This window comes from Bradyrhizobium sp. CCBAU 51627 (genome assembly GCF_028128765.1).
In the GTDB taxonomy this organism is placed as follows: Bacteria; Pseudomonadota; Alphaproteobacteria; order Rhizobiales; family Xanthobacteraceae; genus Bradyrhizobium.
The window spans coordinates 56,593-76,028 of record NZ_LBJG01000016.1; the positions used below are offsets into that span (position 1 = coordinate 56,593).

The 19,436-nt window shown below is 64.3% G+C and carries 16 protein-coding genes; 12 read left to right on the forward strand and 4 right to left on the reverse strand.

Going from position 1 to position 19,436, the window contains the following annotated elements:
* The first annotated feature begins 96 nt into the window (after nucleotides 1–96).
* The 3 genes from XH88_RS08300 (at nucleotide 97) to XH88_RS08310 (ending at nucleotide 5,398) form a co-directional block, all read left to right on the forward strand.
* Nucleotides 97–3,561 carry an ATP-binding protein gene (locus XH88_RS08300; protein ID WP_271614924.1) on the forward strand — a complete coding sequence of 1,155 codons (3,465 nt, stop codon included), beginning with the start codon at nucleotides 97–99 and terminating at the stop codon, nucleotides 3,559–3,561.
* Nucleotides 3,558–4,352 carry a protein-L-isoaspartate O-methyltransferase family protein gene (locus tag XH88_RS08305; protein WP_271614925.1) on the forward strand — a complete coding sequence of 265 codons (795 nt, stop codon included), beginning with the start codon at nucleotides 3,558–3,560 and terminating at the stop codon, nucleotides 4,350–4,352. Before XH88_RS08300 ends, XH88_RS08305 begins: the two co-directional genes overlap by 4 nt.
* A gap of 95 nt (nucleotides 4,353–4,447) precedes the next feature.
* On the forward strand, nucleotides 4,448–5,398 hold the full coding sequence (locus tag XH88_RS08310) for a DUF6492 family protein (RefSeq protein ID WP_271614926.1): 951 nt from the start codon (nucleotides 4,448–4,450) through the stop codon (nucleotides 5,396–5,398).
* Nucleotides 5,399–5,414: 16 nt separating this feature from the next.
* Here the strand turns inward: XH88_RS08310 and XH88_RS08315 are convergent, their stop codons facing one another.
* Together XH88_RS08315 and XH88_RS08320 are read right to left on the reverse strand one after the other, a co-directional pair.
* Nucleotides 5,415–6,482, reverse strand: a complete 1,068-nt coding sequence (locus XH88_RS08315; RefSeq protein ID WP_271614927.1) for an endo-1,4-beta-xylanase — start codon at nucleotides 6,480–6,482, stop codon at nucleotides 5,415–5,417.
* A 101-nt stretch (nucleotides 6,483–6,583) separates the two neighbouring features.
* The gene (locus XH88_RS08320) at nucleotides 6,584–7,666 is read right to left on the reverse strand and encodes a glycosyltransferase (RefSeq protein WP_271614928.1); all 1,083 of its coding nucleotides are present in this window, start codon (nucleotides 7,664–7,666) and stop codon (nucleotides 6,584–6,586) included.
* A gap of 282 nt (nucleotides 7,667–7,948) precedes the next feature.
* Here XH88_RS08320 and XH88_RS08325 point away from each other — a divergent pair, with 282 nt between their 5' ends.
* The 7 genes from XH88_RS08325 (at nucleotide 7,949) to XH88_RS08355 (ending at nucleotide 16,541) form a co-directional block, all read left to right on the forward strand.
* Entirely contained in the window at nucleotides 7,949–9,385 is a 1,437-nt protein-coding gene (locus XH88_RS08325; protein ID WP_271614929.1) for a lipopolysaccharide biosynthesis protein, read from the forward strand.
* Nucleotides 9,386–9,636: 251 nt separating this feature from the next.
* Entirely contained in the window at nucleotides 9,637–10,869 is a 1,233-nt protein-coding gene (locus tag XH88_RS08330) for a branched-chain amino acid ABC transporter substrate-binding protein (RefSeq protein WP_271614930.1), read from the forward strand.
* A 122-nt stretch (nucleotides 10,870–10,991) separates the two neighbouring features.
* Complete coding sequence (locus XH88_RS08335) at nucleotides 10,992–11,939, forward strand: branched-chain amino acid ABC transporter permease (RefSeq protein WP_271614931.1); 948 nt, start codon at nucleotides 10,992–10,994, stop codon at nucleotides 11,937–11,939.
* A complete protein-coding gene (locus XH88_RS08340) occupies nucleotides 11,936–13,228 on the forward strand; it encodes a branched-chain amino acid ABC transporter permease (protein WP_271614932.1) in 1,293 nt (430 codons plus the stop codon). Before XH88_RS08335 ends, XH88_RS08340 begins: the two co-directional genes overlap by 4 nt.
* Nucleotides 13,229–13,245: 17 nt before the next feature.
* On the forward strand, nucleotides 13,246–13,995 hold the full coding sequence (locus tag XH88_RS08345) for an ABC transporter ATP-binding protein (protein WP_271614962.1): 750 nt from the start codon (nucleotides 13,246–13,248) through the stop codon (nucleotides 13,993–13,995).
* Entirely contained in the window at nucleotides 13,995–14,690 is a 696-nt protein-coding gene (locus XH88_RS08350) for an ABC transporter ATP-binding protein (protein WP_271614933.1), read from the forward strand. Before XH88_RS08345 ends, XH88_RS08350 begins: the two co-directional genes overlap by 1 nt.
* Nucleotides 14,691–14,978: 288 nt before the next feature.
* A complete protein-coding gene (locus XH88_RS08355) occupies nucleotides 14,979–16,541 on the forward strand; it encodes a L,D-transpeptidase (protein WP_271614934.1) in 1,563 nt (520 codons plus the stop codon).
* A 20-nt stretch (nucleotides 16,542–16,561) separates the two neighbouring features.
* On the opposite strand, the gene XH88_RS08360 is transcribed toward XH88_RS08355, so the two are convergent.
* Both XH88_RS08360 and XH88_RS08365 read right to left on the reverse strand, forming a co-directional pair.
* Entirely contained in the window at nucleotides 16,562–17,374 is an 813-nt protein-coding gene (locus XH88_RS08360) for a class I SAM-dependent methyltransferase (RefSeq protein WP_271614935.1), read from the reverse strand.
* A gap of 100 nt (nucleotides 17,375–17,474) precedes the next feature.
* Entirely contained in the window at nucleotides 17,475–18,014 is a 540-nt protein-coding gene (locus XH88_RS08365) for a VOC family protein (protein ID WP_271614936.1), read from the reverse strand.
* Nucleotides 18,015–18,112: 98 nt separating this feature from the next.
* On the opposite strand from XH88_RS08365, the gene XH88_RS08370 reads away from it, so the two are divergent.
* On the forward strand, nucleotides 18,113–18,814 hold the full coding sequence (locus XH88_RS08370) for a TetR/AcrR family transcriptional regulator (RefSeq protein WP_271614937.1): 702 nt from the start codon (nucleotides 18,113–18,115) through the stop codon (nucleotides 18,812–18,814).
* Complete coding sequence (locus XH88_RS08375; RefSeq protein ID WP_271614938.1) at nucleotides 18,792–19,343, forward strand: carboxymuconolactone decarboxylase family protein; 552 nt, start codon at nucleotides 18,792–18,794, stop codon at nucleotides 19,341–19,343. Before XH88_RS08370 ends, XH88_RS08375 begins: the two co-directional genes overlap by 23 nt.
* Nucleotides 19,344–19,436 lie beyond the last annotated feature (93 nt).

The following is a 19,436-nucleotide window of genomic DNA, read 5'->3' on the forward strand; positions in this document are numbered from 1 at the left end:
GGGAACGCGTCCAGTCTGAGGTGAAGTTTGGGCCCCAAAATCTGTGGTTGAGGGGTCTTAAGCCCTTCGGCGGAGGGAAGGTCGGGCGGAATCACCATGCTGGAGAAAGAGCCGCAGACGGAGGCCGGGTTGAGGCGCTGGCTCGAAGGCGCCGGTCTTGGTCACTACACCGACCTGTTCGCGCAGCACCGCCTCGATCTCGACGTCATGGGGGACCTGACCGAGGCCGACCTCGCTGAACTCGGGCTACCCCTCGGCGATCGCAAGCGGTTGCAGCGTGCGATGGCCGCGCTGTTCCAGGCCGAGACCGCGGAGGCACCAGTTGTGGCAGCGCACCCGCCGGTTCGTGCCGAGGTCGGCGCCGAGCGGCGTCAGCTCACCACCATGTTCTGTGACATGGTGGATTCCACCGCGCTCTCCGCCCAATTCGATCCGGAAGACGTCCGCGACATGATCGCGAGCTTCCGCGAGACCTGTGTGCGCGTCGTCAAGCATTATGAAGGCTTTGCCGCCCGTTTCGTTGGCGACGGAATTCTGGTCTATTTCGGCTATCCTACCGCGCATGAAGACGATGCCGAGCGCGCCGTGCGCGCCGGGCTCGAGATCGTGCGGGTGCTCTCGACGGCGCGCGCGATCGAGCCGCGTGGCGCACTTAGCCATGCGCCCGCCGTTCGCATCGGCATCGCGACCGGTCTCGTCGTGGTCGGCGACCTCGTTGGCCAGGGCACCGAAGAGCGCGACTCCGCGGTCGGCGAGACCGTCAATCTTGCGGCACGCCTGCAGGCGCTGGCGCCGCCCAATGGCGTGGTGATCTCCGCCTCGACGCAATCGCTGCTGAAGGGGAAATTCGACTACCGCAATCTCGGCACCCATGCGCTGAAGGGCATCGCGGAAAGGACGCAAGCCTGGCATGTCGTGCGCGCCACGCGCGTGGAGACCCGCTTTGCTGCAGCAATGGGCTCGCGGCTGACCCCGCTCGTCAATCGCGAGGAGGAAATCGCGCTGCTGATGGGGCGCTGGCAGCAGGTCAAGGAGGGCGACGGCCAGGTCGTCGTCAAGTTCGGCGAGCCAGGCATCGGCAAGTCGCGCATCATCCAGGAGATTTTCGAGCGGATATCGGGCGACCGGCACGGGCAGGTCTCGTTCCAGTGCTCGCCCTATTACACCTCCACCGCGTTCTATCCATTCGTCGAGCAGCTCAAATTCTCGCTCGGCCTCGACCGCGAGGATGCGTCCGCGCTGTCGCTGGCGAGCCTGGAGACGGCGATCGCTGCCGCCCATGGCGATATCGAGCAGGTGGCGCCGCTGTTCGCCGCGCTGCTGTCGATCCCGACCGGGGAGCGCTATCCGCCGCTAGAGCTGTCGCCGCAGCAGCAGAAGGACGCGACCGTCGCGGCCCTGGTCAACCACTTCCTCGGCCTCGCGCGCGAGATGCCGCTGGTGATGGTCTTTGAAGATCTGCATTGGATCGATCCGACCTCCCGCGAGGTGGTCGATCTCCTGGTCGACCGGGTGCAGAACCGGCCGATCCTCGCCATCATCACCGCGCGCTCCGAATTCCAGCCGAGCTGGAACGCGCATTCGCATATCACCACGCTGGTGCTGAACAGGCTGAGCCGGCCATTGCGCACGACCCTGGTCGAGCGCGTCGCGGGGCGCGAACTTCCCAAGGAGGTCGTCGAGGAGATCATCGTCAAGACCGACGGCGTGCCGCTGTTCCTGGAGGAGCTGACCAAGACGGTGCTCGAATCCAATCTCCTGACCGAGCGGCACGGGCGCTATGTGCTGTCCGGCCCGTGGCGGCAGCTCGCGATCCCGGCGACGCTGACGGACTCGCTGATGGCGCGTCTCGACCGGATGGGTCCGTTCAAGCGGATCGCGCAGATCGGCGCCACGATCGGCCGCGAGTTCTCCTACGAGACGCTGCATGCGGTCGCCAGCACGCCGGCGGAGCAGATCGAGGCGGCGCTGACGCATCTGGAGGAAGCCGGCTTGATCATGCGGCGCGGTCATCCGCCCGATGCGCTCTACTCCTTCAAGCATGTGATGATCCAGAACGCGGCGCATGCGAGCCTGTTGCACAGCGAGCGGCGCAAGCTCCATGCGAGCATCGCCCAGGTGCTCGTCGAAATGTATCCGGAGAAGACTGAGCGCGAGCCGGAACTGCTCGCCCATCATCTCACTGAGTCCGGCCAGAGCGAAGGCGCGGCGAGCTTCTGGCTCAAGGCCGGCAAGCAGGCCGCAAGGAGCGGGGCCAACCTGGAGGCGATCGGACATCTGCGCCGGGGCCTGAGCGTCGTGCAGGCCAATGCGCGCATGCAGGGCGCCGACGAGATGGAGCTCGAGCTTCGCATTGCGCTCGGCAACGCGTTGATCGCGGCCAAGGGCTATGCGGTGCAGGAGGTCGAGGAGAACTACATCCGCGCGCTCGAGCTCGGCCAGCAGCTTGACGACGAGGAAAAAGCCTTTGCCGCCACGCGCGGGCTCTGGGTCTGCCATTTCATCCGCGCCGATCTCACTCGCGCGCATGACCTCAGCGTCGAGCTGTTGAAATTCGCCAAGCGCGAGCGGCTGAACGAGCGGGCGGAGCCGGCGCAGCAGACCGGCTATCTGATCGAGGCGCACCGCTCGATCGCGATGACGATGCTTTATCGCGGACGCTTCGCCGCCGCGCAGCATCATCTGCATCGCTGCATCGATCTCTACAGCCCCGACCTGCACTCCGATTTGATGGAGCGTCACGGCACCGATCCCGGCGTCGTCTCGCTGTCTTATCTCGGCTATCTCCTGTGGTTCCTCGGCCAGCCTGATGCGGCGCGCCAGCACAGCGAGCAGGCGATCCAGCTTGCCGAGAAGATCCGCCATCCTTTCTCGCTCGCCTTCGCATTGGTGTTCGGCGCCTATCTCTGCCAGCATCTGCGCGATATCGAGGGCACGCGCGACCATGCCAATCGCGCCATGATCATCGCCACCGAGCACAATTTCCTGCACTGGAAGCAGCAGGCCGCGATCCTGCGCGGCTGGGCGCTGGCGCAGCTCGGCGAGGCCGAAGAAGGCATCACCCAGATGCGCTCCGGCCTCGATGAATACGAGGCGATGGATTCCTGGCTCGCTGGCTGCTGGTTCCGCTGCCTGCTCGCGGAAGCCTATGCCAAGGTCGGCATGCGCGATGCCGCCTTGCGCGCGCTGGACGGTGCGCTTGCGACCGCAAGGCGGACCGGCGATCACTCCTACCTCGCCGAGGTCTATCGCCTGCAGGGCGAGATCACGCTGTCGGACGGCAATCCGGTCTCGGTGCAGGAGGCCGAAGACCTGTTCGGCCTGTCGCTGGAGACGGCACGCAGGCAGGGCGCATTGTCCTGGGAGCTCAGGACCGCCGTCAGCCTGGCGCGGCTGTCGCTTGAGGCCGGCAAGCGCGAACATGCGAGTCTTTTGCTCCTGCCGGTCGTCGGCAAGTTCAACGAGGGGTTTTTGACGCCGGACCTGAAGCTGGCCATGCAGCTCGTGCACGAGCTCGGTGGCGACGCGCCCGTTCGGCCGCAGGCAAATCCCGCGAGATGAGCGATCTGTCCGCCGCGCGTGCCCGCTACGCCGCGCTGATCGCAAGGCGGGGGCGGATTGCCTCGCCGCGCCTGCTTGCAGCCCTTGCGACGGTGCCGCGCGAAGATTTTCTCGCGAAAGGGCCCTGGCGGACCAAGAGCGAGGCTGCCCACAGCTATCGGCTGACGCCGGACGCCGACCCGATTCACCTCTATCACAATGTGCTGGTCGCCATCGATGCGCGCCGCAAGCTCGACACCGGCCTGCCGAGCCTTTGGGCACATTTCATCGATCTGCTCGGTGTCAATGAGCGGGATCGCGTGGTCCAGATCGGCTGCGGGCTCGGCTATTTCTCGGCGATCCTGTCGGAGATCGTGGGCCCCAAGGGCAAGGTGCACGCCATTGAATGCGATGAGCGGCTCGCCTCGCGCGCCACGTCCTGCCTTCGCGCTTATCACAATGTCGAGGTCGTCCATGGAGACGGCTGTCGGGACATCGGCGATGCGGCCGACATCATCATCGTGCATGCCGGCTTCTCGCATCCGCATCCGCGCTGGCTTGATGCGCTCCGCCCGCGCGGTCGCCTGCTGGTGCCGCTGACGCAGCGGGACCGCGAAGGGGCCGCCCTCAAGATCACGCGCAAGGGAAAGGGGTTCGAGGCCGAGGCGGTGCAGCAGATCCGGATCTTTCCAGGTCATGGCCGTGGCGTGACGGCGCTCGATGATCGCGTCGCGGATTGGTGGCAGCGGGCAGCGTCGCTGACGCCGCTGCGTTTTCGCAGCATCGCGCAGGGGCTGCCCTCGGATGGCTAATAATTCGTTTCATTTTACCTTGATTGCGAATCGAAGTTTCCAACATCTCCCGTCGCTTGTATGAGTGCGGTTCGATGGCTATTTGAACACGCATCATGCATTCCGTTGCCCTGCTGACCGCCAGCTACGCCAAGGATATCGAGCGCTTCTCGCTGCTCAGCGAGAGCATCGACACCTGGCTCTCGGGATATACGCGGCATTATGTTCTTGTTAACGATGAGGACGTGGCGCTGTTCGAGCGGTTCGCGTCCGACAAGCGCGTGATCGTTCCGGCTTCGCGCTATCTGCCCAAATGGCTGTGGGCGCTGCCGCCGGCGCTGCAGTTCATCAGCAATCGCCGCGTCTGGCTGTCGCTGCTGTCATCGCCCGTCCATGGCTGGCACATCCAGCAGATCCTCAAGATCGCCGGCGTGCTGAATGCGCCCGAGCAGCGCGTCTGTATTCTGGATTCGGACAATCTGTTCTTCCGCGAGTTCGACGTCGGCCAGTATGCCGGCACGGAGAAGACGCCGCTGTTCGTCACGCGCAAGGGCATCGATGCGGATCATCCGCTGCATGTTCTTTGGCTCCGCACCGTCGATCAGCTTCTGGGCATCAAGGATCGATCGTTCCCGGCCGACGACTACGTCGGCAATGCGCTGGTCTGGGACAAGGACGCGGCGCGTGCGATGACAGATGCCATCAGGTCGGCGACCGGTCTCGGCTGGGCCCTGGCGCTGTGCCGGAAGAAGAAGTTCTCCGAATATCTGCTTTACGGAAATTTCGTCGCGAACTCGCCGGAACATCTGGCGGCGCACCGCGTGACGGAAGACAGCATTGCCGTCTCGCATTGGGACGATACCCGCCTCGACCGTGCGGCGATCGAAGCCATGATGGCCGCCGCATCGCCAGAGCAGGTCGCGCTCTGTATCCAATCCTATTCGTCGACCTCGATCGACGACATCCGCGACGTCTTCCGCCTGAATTCGCGCGACCGTCGCGGTCCGAGCTTGTCTCCCGATCACATCAGCGACATCACCGCATTCGAGACGCCCAAGACGCGCTAGACTTGGGTGTCGGGATTCACGCGTCTTTCGTGAACTTGCTGATCACATCCATGAGCGGCTTCGGCTTGAACTCGCCGTCGAGCGGCAAGGGACGGTTGGGCTGCTTGTCCCTGCGGGCAAAAGTGCCGTTGATCCAGCTGTAACGATCCGAGATGCCCCAGGTCAGGATTGAGCGCACCGGGCCGCTGGTCGAGATCGCCGTCAGCAGGTCGTCGACGCGCTTGGCGACGATGGCATCGCGCTCGGCCGGACTTCCCGTCAGCTTCTGATCGTCGACATCGAGCTCGGTGACGAAGACTTCGAGGCCCCATGACCGCAGCTCGGTGACGAACTCCGCGAGCCCGTGGGTGTCGATCTCGAGCTCGGCATGCAGATGCGACTGCAGCCCGACAGCGTGCAGCGGTACGCCTTGATCCAGCAGCTCCATGATGAGGTTGCGGTAGGCCGCGCGCTTGGCGATGAACGAGTCCTTCGCCGACTCGATGTCGTATTCGTTGATCGCGAGCTTGACGTAGGGATCGGCCGCGGCCGCGGTGCGGAAGGCCAGCGGAATCCAGCGATTGCCGAGATGCTGCGTCCAGAACGTATCGCGCCGGTCGGTGACGCCCTTGGGATTGTCGGGGATGGGCTCGTTGACGACGTCCCACGAGGTCAGCTTGTCCTTGTAATAAGACACGACGGTATTGATGTGATCGACATAGGCGCGCTCGACGGCCTTCGAATCCTTGATCTGCTTGGTCCAGTCAGGAATGTCGTGATACCAGGCGAGCGTGTGGCCGCGCATGGTCAGGTCGTTCTTCCGGGCGAAATCATAGATCGCGTCGGCGCGCTCGAAGGCGAAAGTGTGCGCGTCCGGCCGCAGCATCGGCCATTTCAGCTCGAGCACCGGCACCACCTGCGTGCAATAGGTGCTGATGGCTTCGCCGAGCCGCGGATCGGCCTGCAAATCCCAGAGCGTGGCCGCGGCCCCATAGCCCTGATGTCGCTGGACGAGTTTCGACGCCGGCAGTGCCGATGCCGATGCGCCGGCCGCGATCGTGGCGGCGCTGCCGAGGAGAAATTCGCGTCTGTCGAGCTTGGTCACGTGGTTGCTTTCCTTTTCGGAACCAACGCGCCATCGTACCAAGCGGCGCCTTCCGACGCCGCGGTTTCCCGTTGTTGGGTTAACTTTCGCGAATAGTCCGGTCAGCGTGTCTGACGCTGCATCACCGCTTCAGCGATCCCGTAATAGTGAAGCGCACCCATTTCGAGTGTGAGATGGTCCATCACATAGTCGCGAGGCGCGAAGTCGCCCGCGGTCACCTGCGACCAGAAGTCGCTCCAGCTGGCGGTGAAGCCGGCGGCGTCGATGAATGTGCTGCCGCAGCGTGCGTCGAAATAGGGCACCGAGGACACGCCGCCTTCGTATCGCACCTTGTCCGGAAAGTATTCCGGGTCCTGCCACGGGCCGCCGCGGTCCCAGGCGAACACGGGCACGCCGCTCGACAGCGCCTGCTGGCAGGCAATGCCCTGGCTCTCGTGCTCGCAGAGGAAGACCATGCTGTGGCTGCGCGCCAGCGCCGCCTTGTAGTCGTCTTCCTTGTAGCGGCCGTAGCGGATCACCTCGACCGAGCGGCCGCTCGCTTCGAGATGCCTGCGGATCGGATCGATCAGCTCGCTCTCATAGCGCGCGTGGTCCCAGCGCACCTTGTCATAGAGCAGCACGTCGACGCTCTTCTGCTCCGTTGGTGCTGGGGTCCACAGATCGGTCTCGATGCCCACCGGCCAGACCTCGACATGCGGCCAGTACGGCCGGCACATCTCCGCGTACCAGTCGCAGGGCACCAGGATGGTGTTGATGTGCAGGTCTTCCAGATGCTCCGGTGCATCCACCGGGTGGTTGTACATGGCGACCCCGAGCAGCAACGGGTTTTGCCAGGCGAACCAGTCGAGCACGAAGGGGCGTCCGATGATGCAGGCGAGCTCATCGGGGTGCTTGCGGATATAGCCGTAATCGTTGACGCGATAGCGGATGCCGACCCGGTCGAGCCCCGCACAGAGATTGAGGAATACGCGCCGCTGGCCGCTGATCCAGGACGTGCCGAGCAGCATCCGCCGCAGCAGCGGCCGGACATGACGATCGCCCGGAAACCAGCGATCGTCCCGCTCCTCGAAGAACAAATTGAGCGTCATCCGCTCGCCCCCGGGAGCCGCCGGGACCATGGACGCATCTGTCCCACCATGGGGCAGGGCGGCCGGGTTTGCCCTGATACGCTCGGCAACGTCCATCTTAGTCGTCCATGCATTGTCTGGAGGTCGGGCGACGTCCTGAAATCATGGTTTCTTTTCGGTGATCGCGGCGGCCCGTTCAAGGACAGGGCAAATTTAACGCTAACGCGCGAAAGCCGCGCGACCGCCCCATTCGGCGGCCGATTTGCAGACTTAAATGACTATCTTGGGAGATGTTGCGGCGCAGTCCGGTCGCCAAGCCTTCGATCGGCGAGCCTCTGATCGTCAAGCCAAGGTCCAACTGATTAACGGCCGCTCGATTTCAAGGCCGCCAGTGCACGCATGCTGAATCGCCATTTCTCCATTTATCTCGTCGCCTACATCCTCCCCGCGGCGGTGGGCTTCTTCGCCGTCACCGCCTACACGCGGCTGCTGACGCCGGCGGAGTATGGCGTCTATATCGTCGGCATCAGCATTGCCGGCATCCTCGGCGCGATCTTCTTTGCCTGGATCAAGCTGTCGGTGTCGCGCTATCAGGCGATGTCGGCGGAGGTCGATTTTCGCGGCACGGCGATGGTCGCCTTCGCTCTGACTGTTGTCGCCATGTGCGCCGCGACCCCGCTGGTGTTCCTGTTCCGCAGCGACGTCAGTGTCGAGTTGGTGCTCGCCAGCATGTTCGTCGCGATCATGTCCAATGCGGTCGATGTCGGCCAGGAGTTCGAGCGCGCCAAGCTGCGCCCCTACCGCTTTGCGGCGATCTCGATCGTGCGCAGCGTGTCGAGCGTCGGCTTCGGCCTGCTCGGGATCTGGCTCGGCTTCGGCGGCATGGGCCTGCTCGCCGCGTTCGGCCTGGGCTCGCTCACCGGCATCGTTCTCAATCTCGCCGGCGATCGTACCAAGATTGCGGCCTTTCAGCGCAGCCAGTTCATGCAGCTGGCGCGCTACGGTCTGCCGCTGACGCTGGCCGGGCTTTCGGTCGCGATCTACTCGGCCAGCGACCGGCTCATCGTCGCCTATCTGCTGGGCAAGGATGCCGCCGGTATTTTCGGCGTCGCCGCCGACCTGCCGCGCCAGTTCATGGTCATGATCGCCTCCAGCGTCGCCGCCGCCACGGTGCCGCTGGTGTTTCGCTCGCTGTCGGAGAAGAACCATGAGGCGACGCGGGAGCGGCTCACCGAGAGCCTCGAACTGCTGCTCGTCGTCGTCGCGCCCGTGGCCGTGTGGCTTGCGCTCGCGGCGGACCAGGTCGCCGGCACGCTCGTCGGTGTCGATTTCCGCGCCGGCGTGTCGGCGCTGCTGCCGACCCTGGTGCTCGCCCGTTTCTTCGGTATCGCCAATCAGTTCTACGTGCAGATCAGCTTCCAGCTCGCCGAGCGGCCGTTCATGCTGGCGGCGCAGTCGTTCCTCACGCTGCTCGTGAGCGTGGCGTTGATGTTCGCGCTGGTCGCAGGCTACGGCATTTACGGCGCGGCGGTGGCGACGCTCGCGACCGAGGCGATCGGCCTCGTCGTCGCAGTCGCGCTGATGCATCGTGCCCATCCCGTGCCGTTCGATGTCGTCAGGCTCGCCGGCGTTGCGGCATCGGCCGCGGCCATGACGGGAGCGATCTGCGTCGCGAGGTCGCAGGTCAGCGGCAGCGGTATTGTGGCGCTGATCATCGTGAGCGTTGCAGGCGGTCTCGCGTACGTCACCGCTGCGTGGCTGATCAATGTCGCCAACGTGCGGACGTTGTCGCTGCGCTTCCTCAGGACATTCAATCGCAAGGCGTTGGGCGTCTGACCGCTGGACGATGCGCCCGGTCCAAAGCGACGCCTGCCGCGCACGAATTTCCTCTTGCGCTCTATTCCTTGTCGCGGAATGTCGCGAACGAGCAGGACAGCCGCGTCAGATTTCATGGCGGGCGCGCCGAGCCATGCTCTGTTGCGCTTGAAAAGCAGGTTTCGTTCTGCTCATTAGGGCTTCGAAATTGCGCTGCATCATGCGCAAAAAGCCCATCGACTAAAGTCGATAGCCAGCGAGGAAACGAAATAATGCGCAAGCTCACTTTGGCCATTGCCGTCATCGCCCCGATGCTCGGTCATGCAGCGTCGGCCGAGGATACCATCAAGATCGGCTATATCGATCCGCTCTCCGGCGGCGGTGCCAGCGTCGGCGAGGGCGGTCTCAAGACGTTCCAGTATCTGGCCGACGAGCTCAATGCCAAGGGCGGTATTCTCGGCCACAAGATCGAGATCCTGCCGCTGGACAACAAGACCAATCCGCAGGAAAGCCTGGTGCAGGCCCAGAAGGCGATCGACGCCGGGGCGCACTACATCACGCAAGGCAACGGCTCCTCCGTCGCCGCGGCGCTGGAAGATTTCGTCACCAAGCACAACACGCGCAATCCCGGCAAGGAAGTCCTGTACTTCAACTACGCCGCCGTCGATCCGAGCCTGACCAACGAGAAGTGCAGCTTCTGGCATTTCCGCTGGGATGCCAGCTCTGACATCAAGATGGAGGCGCTCACCAACTACATGAAGGACGTCCCGGCGATCAAAAAGGTCTATCTGATCAACCAGGACTATTCGTTCGGTCAGTCCGTGCGCTCCGATGCGCGCAAGATGCTGGGCGCGAAGCGGCCTGACGTCCAGATCGTCGGCGACGAACTGCACCCGCTGCTCAAGGTCACGGACTTCTCGCCCTACATCGCCAAGATCAAGGCGTCGGGCGCCGACAGCGTCGTGACAGGCAATTGGGGGCAGGACTTCGCGCTGCTGCTCAAGGCTGCCGCCGATGCCGGCCTGAAGGTCAACTGGTACACCTATTATGCCGGCGGCGCCGGCGGTCCGACCGCGATCAAGCAGACCGGTCTCGATCACCAGGTCTTCCAGATCACCGAAGGCTTCCCCAACTCCGGCAACCAGGTCGCAATGGATTTCGAGAAGGCGTTCCGCGCCAAGGTGAACCTGTCGCTGTGGTATCCGCGTGCCGTCAACGAGATGCGCATGTTCAAGGCGGCGGCCGAGAAGGCCAACTCGATCGATCCCGTGAAGGTGGCGGCAGCGCTCGAGGACATGAAGTTCGATGTCCTCGACGGCGGCCAGGGCTTCATGCGCAAGGACGACCATCAGTTCTTCCAGCCCATCTACATCTCCTCGTTCGGCAAGCTCGCCGCGAACGAGCCATTCGACGAGGAAAACACCGGCTGGGGCTGGCATCTGGTTTCCAGGGTCGATACGCCGCAGGCCATGGTCTCCACGACCTGCAAGATGGTGCGCCCGTAATCATCGCGTGCGTCGCCCCCCGCGGCCACGAACGGTTGCGGGAGGGCGGCGGGCGGAATGTATTTGATCGCCTGGACGATGTTCGCCGGGGCCATGCGGCCCCGGACATTCATGAGTGAGCCGTGCTTGAACTCGTTGTCATTTCGACCCTGAACGGTGTGCTGTTCGGCATGCTGCTCTTCCTGCTATCGAGCGGGCTCACCGTCATCTTCAGCATGATGGGCGTGCTCAATTTTGCCCACGCCAGCTTCTACATGCTCGGCGCATTCTTCGGCTTCCAGCTCACCAAATGGATCGGCTTCTGGCCGGCGCTGGTGCTGGCGCCGCTTCTGGTCGGCGCGATCGGCATGGCTGTGGAGCGCTACGGCCTGCGTAACACCCACAAGCACGGTCATGTCGCCGAGTTGCTGCTGACGTTCGGGCTCGCGTTCGCGATCGAAGAGATCGTCTCGATGATCTGGGGCAAGAGCCCGCTCGACTACCGCGTGCCGGCATTGCTGGATTTCCCGGCCTTCACGATCTTCTCGACCAATTATCCGGCCTACAAGATCTTCATGCTGGCCGTCTCGGTCATCATTTTCGTGGCGCTTCTGATCGTGCTCAAGCGCACCCGCGTCGGGTTGATCGTGCAGGCGGCGCTGACGCATCCCCACATGGTCGGGCATCTCGGCCATAATGTCGGGCGCGTCTTCATGGCCGTGTTCGGGGTCGGCAGCGCGCTGGCCGGTCTTGCCGGCGTCATTGCAGGCCCCGCCCTGGTGACGCAGTCCGACATGGCCGCCTCGCTGGGGCCGATCCTGTTCGTGGTCATCGTGTTCGGCGGCCTCGGCTCCTTGCCGGGGGCCTTCATCGCCTCGCTGGTGATTGGCCTGGTGCAGACATTCGCCGTGGCGCTGGACGGCTCGCTGGCGAGCGCCTTCGGGCCGCTCGATCCGTCGGCGGGACCATCGGTCCTCACCGACATCTGGAACGTCACGATCGCGCAGGTCGCGCCGATCGTTCCCTATGTTCTGCTGGTCATCATTCTGATCGTACGCCCCATGGGCCTGATGGGGACGCGCGAATCATGACCAAGGCCACGAATTCGACCTCCAAGGCGGGGGCAGATACGTCCAGCGGAAGCCTGCGCTTCTACGGCGTCTGGCTGATCGGCATCGTCGCGCTGATCGTGCTGCCGATGATCTTCTCCTCCGGTGGCTCGCTCACCTCCTTCAGCCTGATCGGCATCGCGATCGTGTTCGCGCTGTCCTACAACATCCTGCTCGGCCAGACCGGCCTGTTGTCGTTCGGCCATGCCGTGCATTACGGTCTCGGCGGCTTCGCCGCCTGCCACATGATGAATGCGGTGGTGTCGCATGGCTGGCCGATCCCGCTGCCGTTCATCCCGCTGTTCGGCGGGCTCGGCGGCCTCGTCTTCGCTGTCATCATCGGCTGGGTGATGACGAAACGCGCCGGAACGGTGTTTGCGATGATCTCGCTCGGCATCGGCGAATTGGTGGCGTCCTCCTCGCTGATCCTGCGCTCGGTTTTCGGCGGCGAGTCCGGTATCACCACGGACCGCACCGCGCTCCCGAAGATGTTCGGCTGGTCGTTCGGGCCGCAGCTCCAGGTCTACTATCTCATTGCCTTCTGGCTGGTGCTGTCGGCGATCGCGATGTACGCGCTGACCCGGACGCCGCTCGGGCGAATCTGCAATGCGGTCCGCGACAATCCGGAGCGCGTCCAGTTCATCGGCTACGATCCGCACGTCGTACGCTATCTCGCCTTCTGTTTTGCCGGGTTCTTCGCCGGCGTCGCCGGCGGTCTCGCCGCGATCAATTTCGAGATCGCGAACTCCGCCTATCTCGGCGCGATTCAGTCCGGATTCGTGCTGTTCTCGACCTTTATCGGCGGCACCGCCTATTTCTTCGGCCCGATCCTCGGCGCCATCCTGGTGACTTACCTCCAGCTTGGGCTCGCCAACCTCACCAGCGCCTGGCAGCTCTATTTCGGCATTATCTTCATCGGCATCGTGATGTTCTCCCCGGGCGGCATCGCCGGTCTGGTGATGATGCATCGGCCGCTGGTTCGTGCGGGAACACTGTGGACGGTGATTCCGTCCTATCTCGTCGCTGTTGTCCCGACCCTGGCGCTCGCCTGCGGCGTCATCCTCAGCATCGAGACCGTCGCGCGCTATTCGGGCGGAGAACCCATCGACCTGTTCGGCATCGGCTTCAAGCCGACCTCGCCGGTCACGTGGGTCGCTGCCGTCGTTCTCGTGATCGGTGGTGCGTTCGTCGCGCGGCTGAGCTGGCGGCGGATTGCGGAGGCATGGGACCGCGCCGCGACGGTCGCCCGTGACCGGGGGTATCTGGCATGAGCGAAGCGGTAACTGGAATGACCGCCGCCATCGAAGTCCGCGCCGTCGAAAAGCGCTTCGGCAATGTCGGCATCATCCGCGATCTCAATCTCACCGTCGTCAAGGGTGAGCGTCACGCCATCATCGGGCCGAACGGCGCCGGCAAGTCCACGACATTCAACCTGATCAGCGGTCACATCAAGCCGACCTCGGGCGAGGTGAAGCTGAACGGCGATGTGATCTCGGGTCTGCGGCCCTTCGAGATCAATCGTCGCGGCTTGTCGCGCTCGTTCCAGGTCACCAACGTATTCGCGCGCATGACGGTCTGGGAGAACGTGCGCTGCGCCGTGTTATGGGCCACCGGCCAGCGCTACGCCTTCTGGAAGAACGTCGACAGCCTGCCCGAGGTGCGCGAGCGCACCGCGCAGATCCTCGACGACATTCATCTGACGCATCGGCGCGACGTGCCGGCGGGCCTCTTGACCTACGCCGAACAGCGCGAGCTCGAGATCGGCATCACCATCGCAAGCGGCGCCACCGTCGTCATGCTGGACGAGCCGACCGCAGGCATGAGCCATGCCGAGACCGACCGTGCGGTGGCGTTGATCCGCCGGCTGACCGAGGGCAAGACGCTCGTCATCGTCGAGCACGACATGAGCGTCGTGTTCGGCCTCGCCGACCGCATCTCGGTCCTGGTCTACGGCCACATCATCGCCTCGGGCACGCCGGAAGAGATCCGGCGCGATCCCAAGGTCAAGGAAGCCTATCTCGGCGAGGAAGCGCACTAATGCTCGAGGTCAGGGATCTCCACGCCTATTATGGCAAGAGCCACATCCTCCAGGGCGTCGATCTCGACGTTGCCGCCGGCGAGGTCGTGAGCCTGCTCGGCCGCAACGGTGTCGGGCGGTCCACCACGGTCAAGGCGATCATGGGCGAGGTCGCCCCGCAAGGCACGATCCGCTTCAAGGGCAAGGACATCGCGGGTCTGCCCAGCTACAAGATCGCGCGCCTCGGCCTCGGCTATGTGCCTGAACACCGCGATATCTTCCCGAGCCTGACGGTGCGGCAGAATCTGCTGCTCGGCATCAAGGACACGCGTCGTCCCGGCAAGTGGCGGCTCCAGGACATGCTCGACATGTTCCCCAATCTCGCCGCGCGCGCCGACACGCCCGCCGGCGTGCTGTCGGGCGGCGAGAAGCAGATGCTCACGACCTGCCGGACGCTGATGGGCGATCCTGATCTGATCATGATCGACGAGCCAACCGAAGGCCTCGCGCCGCTGATCGTGCAGCAGGTCGGCGATCTCATCGCCCGGATTGCGCAGGCCGGCGTCGCCATTCTCCTCGTCGAGCAGAAGCTGTCGATCGCAATGCGCATCTCCAAGCGCGTCTACATCATGGGTCATGGCCGCGTCGTGTTCGAGGGCACGCCGGACGATCTCAAGGCCAATGCCGCCGTGCGGCAGGAATGGCTCGAAGTCTGAGCGCTGACCAGCGCATCGGCGCGTCGCTGAACCAACTCTCTGTGATTCGGGTCACACCCTTGCCGCCTTCTTGAGGGCGGGCATTCTGCCGCAGCTCGCCCGCCAGCTCCGGGCCAGCCTCGCCGGGGGCCGCCCTTCCGCCTGCGCGGCCCCTCGTATATGAGAGTTTCCTCGGCGGAACGGACCCAATATCGCCGGAAACGGAACAGATGGTGGCTGCGAATTCTTAATCCAAAGGTCGCAATCTGACCGATGAACGAACGTGCGGACAGGCAATCGGGGAATGGCATGAAAGACCTGATGACGACGGCGCAATCCAATGGAGCGATGCGGCGTCGGGGGCCTCCCGGAATCGTGATGTTCGTGGCGGCGCTTGCCCTGGCCACACTGACCCCGGGCGCCATGGCGGCGAAGCAGCCGCGCCAGACCGCCGAGGCGGTGGCGCCGCGCGAGGCCGGCGAACCGATCATGGCGATCGTCTCGATCAAGAGCCAAAAGGTCACGTTCTACGATTCCGAGGGCTGGATCCTGCGGGCGCCGGTCTCGACCGGCACGACCGGTCGCGAGACGCCCGCCGGTGTCTTCGCCGTCGTCGAGAAGGACAAGGACCACCATTCCACGATGTATGACGATGCGTGGATGCCGAACATGCAGCGCATCACCTGGAACGGCATCGCGCTGCATGGCGGGCCGCTGCCGGGTTATGCGGCCTCGCATGGCTGCGTGCGCATGCCGTTCGGTTTCGCCGAGAGCCTGTTCGACAAGACCAGCATCGGCATGCGGGTGATCATCTCGCCGAACGACGCTGCTCCGGTCGATTTCTCACATCCCTCGCTGTTCGTGCCGAGCAGGGAGGCCCTTGCGGCGGCGCCCGCGCGGGCCGACAAGCTGTCGGCAGAGGCGGAGGAGGCCACCCAGGCCGCCGATGAAGCCAAGAAGGCCGCAACGGCGGCGGCGAAAGAGGCACAATCGATCCCGGCCTTGCTGCGCAAGCTCGAGCAGCAGAAGGCCCGCGCCGATGCCGAGAACGCTTATGCGGACAAGCTGGTTGCGAATGCCAAGAACGACCAGGCCAAGGCAAAGGCCGACGATCTGAAGCAGAAGGCTGCGACCAAGGCCGCTGATGCGGCAACCCAGCTCGACGCCGCCAAGGCCGCGGCGCAGCCCAAGCGCGATGCGGCCGCCACCACAAAGGAGGCGGCCAAGGTCGCCGCCGCCAAGAAGGCCGAGGCGGTGAAGGCTGCGACCGATGCCAAGCTCGCGCTCGAACCTGTCTCGGTCTACATCAGCCGCGCGACGCAAAAGCTCTACGTGCGCCGCAATACGCACAAGCCGGCGCCGGACGGCGGCGGGGAGGTGTTCGACACCAGCATCGAGGTTCCCGTCACCATCCGCAATCCCGACCAGCCGCTCGGCACACACGTCTTCACGGCGATGGCGAAGACCGACACGGGCCTGCGCTGGAGCGTGGTCAGCATCGACGAGGGCGACGACGCCAAGGATGCGCTCGATCGCATCACCATCCCGCAGGAGGTGTGGGATCGCATCGCGCCGACCGCCCTGCCGCGCTCGTCGATCATCGTGTCGGACGAGCCCTTGAGCGCCGAGACCAACTACCGCACCGAGTTCGTCGCGGTCCTGAGCAACCAGCCTCAGGGCGGCTTCATCACCCGCAAGCCGACCGCTCCGATGGCGATTGCCAGCGACGACGGCTGGGATAATGGCGGCAACGGCTTCGGCTTCTTCTTCCAGCAGCGCGATCCCTATGTGCAGCCGGTCAATCCGCGTCGGCGCGGCGGACAGTACCAGTACTACCAGTCGGTGCAGCCGATGCAGCGGAGCCTTTGGTAGGGAGCATAGCGGCTCTACAACTACGGCCTCGCCGTGATCACCAAGGCCTGAATCTTGGCCTCGACTGGTCCGGCGCCGTGGCGTTTCCGGATCGCTTCGGCGACGGCGTCGGTCGCTGCCTCGAGCTTGCTCGCATCCCTGGCTTCGATCTCGCCGCGTAGCGGCGTTCCCTGGCAGTAGGCGATCGCCACGTACTCGGCCGAGGGCCCGCGGCTCATGCTTGTCAGTGTCTCGATCGAGATATCCCTGAAACCTGCGCGTTCGAGGTCGGCTTTGATGACGGCTTTGTCGTGATAGCCGTGCGGCGTTCGTGCCATGAAGAGCGGCGGATTGTCGGGAAACATCTTGCCGAGCGTGACCGTCGCATCATCCGCGAACACATTGTCCTCGATACGGTCCCAGACGCTGAACAGGTACGTGCCATCGCGTTTCAACACCCGCTTCGCCTCGGCGTAGCCTTTGCTGCGATCCGGAAAGAACATCGCGCCGAACTGGCAGCAGACGACGTCGAAGGTGGAATCGCCGAACGGCAGCGTCAGCGCATCCGCCTGACGCCAGGTCATGCGGGGATCTTCGCCCTGACGCTGCCTGGCGACCGCGAGCATCGGCTCGTTGAGATCGGTCGCGACATAGCGGGCGTCAGCAGGCAACAGCGTCGCCACGGCTCTGGTGACGGCACCGGTGCCGGCGGCGATCTCGAGCAGGTCCGAGGGCGACAGCGCAGCGATCCGACTCGCAAGGTCGTGGGCATAGGCGGAGAAGATCAGCGGGACCAGATATTCGTCGTAGAGCTTCGGGACCGAGCCGGCGAAAACCTTGTCAGTCGCAGACATGCTTGCCTCGCTGAACCCTGGGTCGGAAGGCGTTATGCTACCACGGATCGCCCCGTCGGCAACGGCGTGACCCGTCCCGGCACCGGCGAAGCAAACGAGGCTACGACTTCGCGCGACCGACCTCGCGGATCGGCCGCGTGCCGTCCCAGCTCAAAGCCGCCAGCCTGACCTTCTCGAAGAAGGGCCCCTTGGTGCCGCTGATGTCAGAGATCTCGACAATCGTGCCCGGATGCGCCTGCGTGTCGAAATAGGCGAAGCGCCCCTTCTCGCCCCCGATCTGGCCTTCGTGGCCGATCCTGTAGCCGAGCCCGATCGCCCGGTCGTAGAGCGCCTGGTAGTCGTGGCTCCAGTAGGACATGTGCTGGAGGCCTTCGTGGCCGGCGTCCAGAAATTCCTTGTATAGCGAGGGGGCGTCGTTGCGCTGCTGGATCAGCTCGATCTGGAGGTCGCCGGAATTGGCCAGTGCAATGCTCATCTCCACCGCGGAATCCTGACCGCGATGGCGGAACCAGTCGGTTGTGACGCGGTCCATGTAGTACCAGGGGCCGACGCCCATCATCTCGATCCAGTGCTTCATCGCGGCCTGGATGTCGCGCACCACATATCCGTTCTGGCGCACCGCGCCGAAGATGCGGCTCATGCCCGCGCTCCATTGCTACTGCGACCAGCGCTTGCCCTGCAGGGCGAATGTCGTCCGTCGAATTGACTAACGAACGGTCGTTCGTTAGTCAAGGCAGCATGGCTGTCCACACCACAGGTGCGGCGGAAGCGGCCGCGCCCACGACCCGCCAGCGCATTCTCGATGAAGCGCTCAACCTGTTTGCGCAAAGCGGCTATGGCGGCGCCTCGATGCGCGAGCTGGCGCGCCGCGTCGGCATCCGCGAGAGCAGCCTCTACAATCATTTTTCCGGCAAGGCGGCGATCCTGGAGGCGATCGTCAGCGAGCACGGTCCTGCAAGCTCGGCGAGCCGGCTGGAGGAGCCGTGCTACAGGCAGCTCGCGCGCCAGCCCGCCGCATTCTGCCGGCAATTCGCGCTCGATCTCGTCGAGCAATGGTCCGATCCGCGCGAGCACCAGTTCCAGAAGGTCATCACCGCCGAGCGTAATCGCGTGCCCGGCCTTCGCGCCAAGTTCGCCGATCAGTTCTATGCGCGCGAGCAGCGCCTGATGGCGGACTATTTTCGCGGCTTTGCGCTCGCCGGCCTTGTTGCGACGCCTGATGCGCGCGAGACCGCGCGGCTGTTCGCCGCCGGCCTCATCTACATCCGCCTCGAACATTACGTGATGGGCGCGGCACCTTCGCCGCGGTCGAAGGTGATCGAGGCGATCGACCGTTATCTTGCCTTCTTCCTGTCGCTGATCGCGGCGGATGGCAGGACGGACGACAACAAGAAGCGAAAACCCAAGGGAGAGAACCGTGGCAAGGCTGCCCCTGATTGATCCGGAGACGACGAGCGGTGACATCCGCGCCTCGTTCGACCGAATGCCGGTCAAGCTCAACATCTTCCGCATGATGGCCCATGCGCAGGCCAACATGATCCCGGCGATGCGGCTCGGCAATTCGATCCTGCACAAGCAGAAGCTCAGCGCGGTCAACCGTGAGCTATTGATCTTGCAGGCGGCTCAGCTCGAAGGCGGGGCCTATGAATGGCGCCAGCATGTCCCCATCGCGCTCGGCGTCGGATGCACTCAAGCCCAGGTGGATGCGGTCGAGCGCAGCGATTACGACTCCTCCAGCTTCAACGAAGCCGAGCGCGCGCTCCTCAAATTCGGCCGCGAGGTCGTCGAGAACGTTCGCGTTCCCGAGGCGATTTTCGCCGCCGCGCGAAAATATTTCTGCGACCAGGAGATCGTCGAATCCATCGTCGCACTCGGCTTCTACATGATGATGGCGCGCGTCACCGAAGCGACGGAAACCGATCTCGATCCCGCAGCCGGCATGAAGGTCTATGAGGGCGGCAAGAAGTAGGCGGCTGAGATTGAACGAGAGCAAGCCGGAACGCTGCGTCCGTCCGCCAAGTCCAACGGCCGTGCGATGAGCATCCTTTGTGCGCCCGCCGTA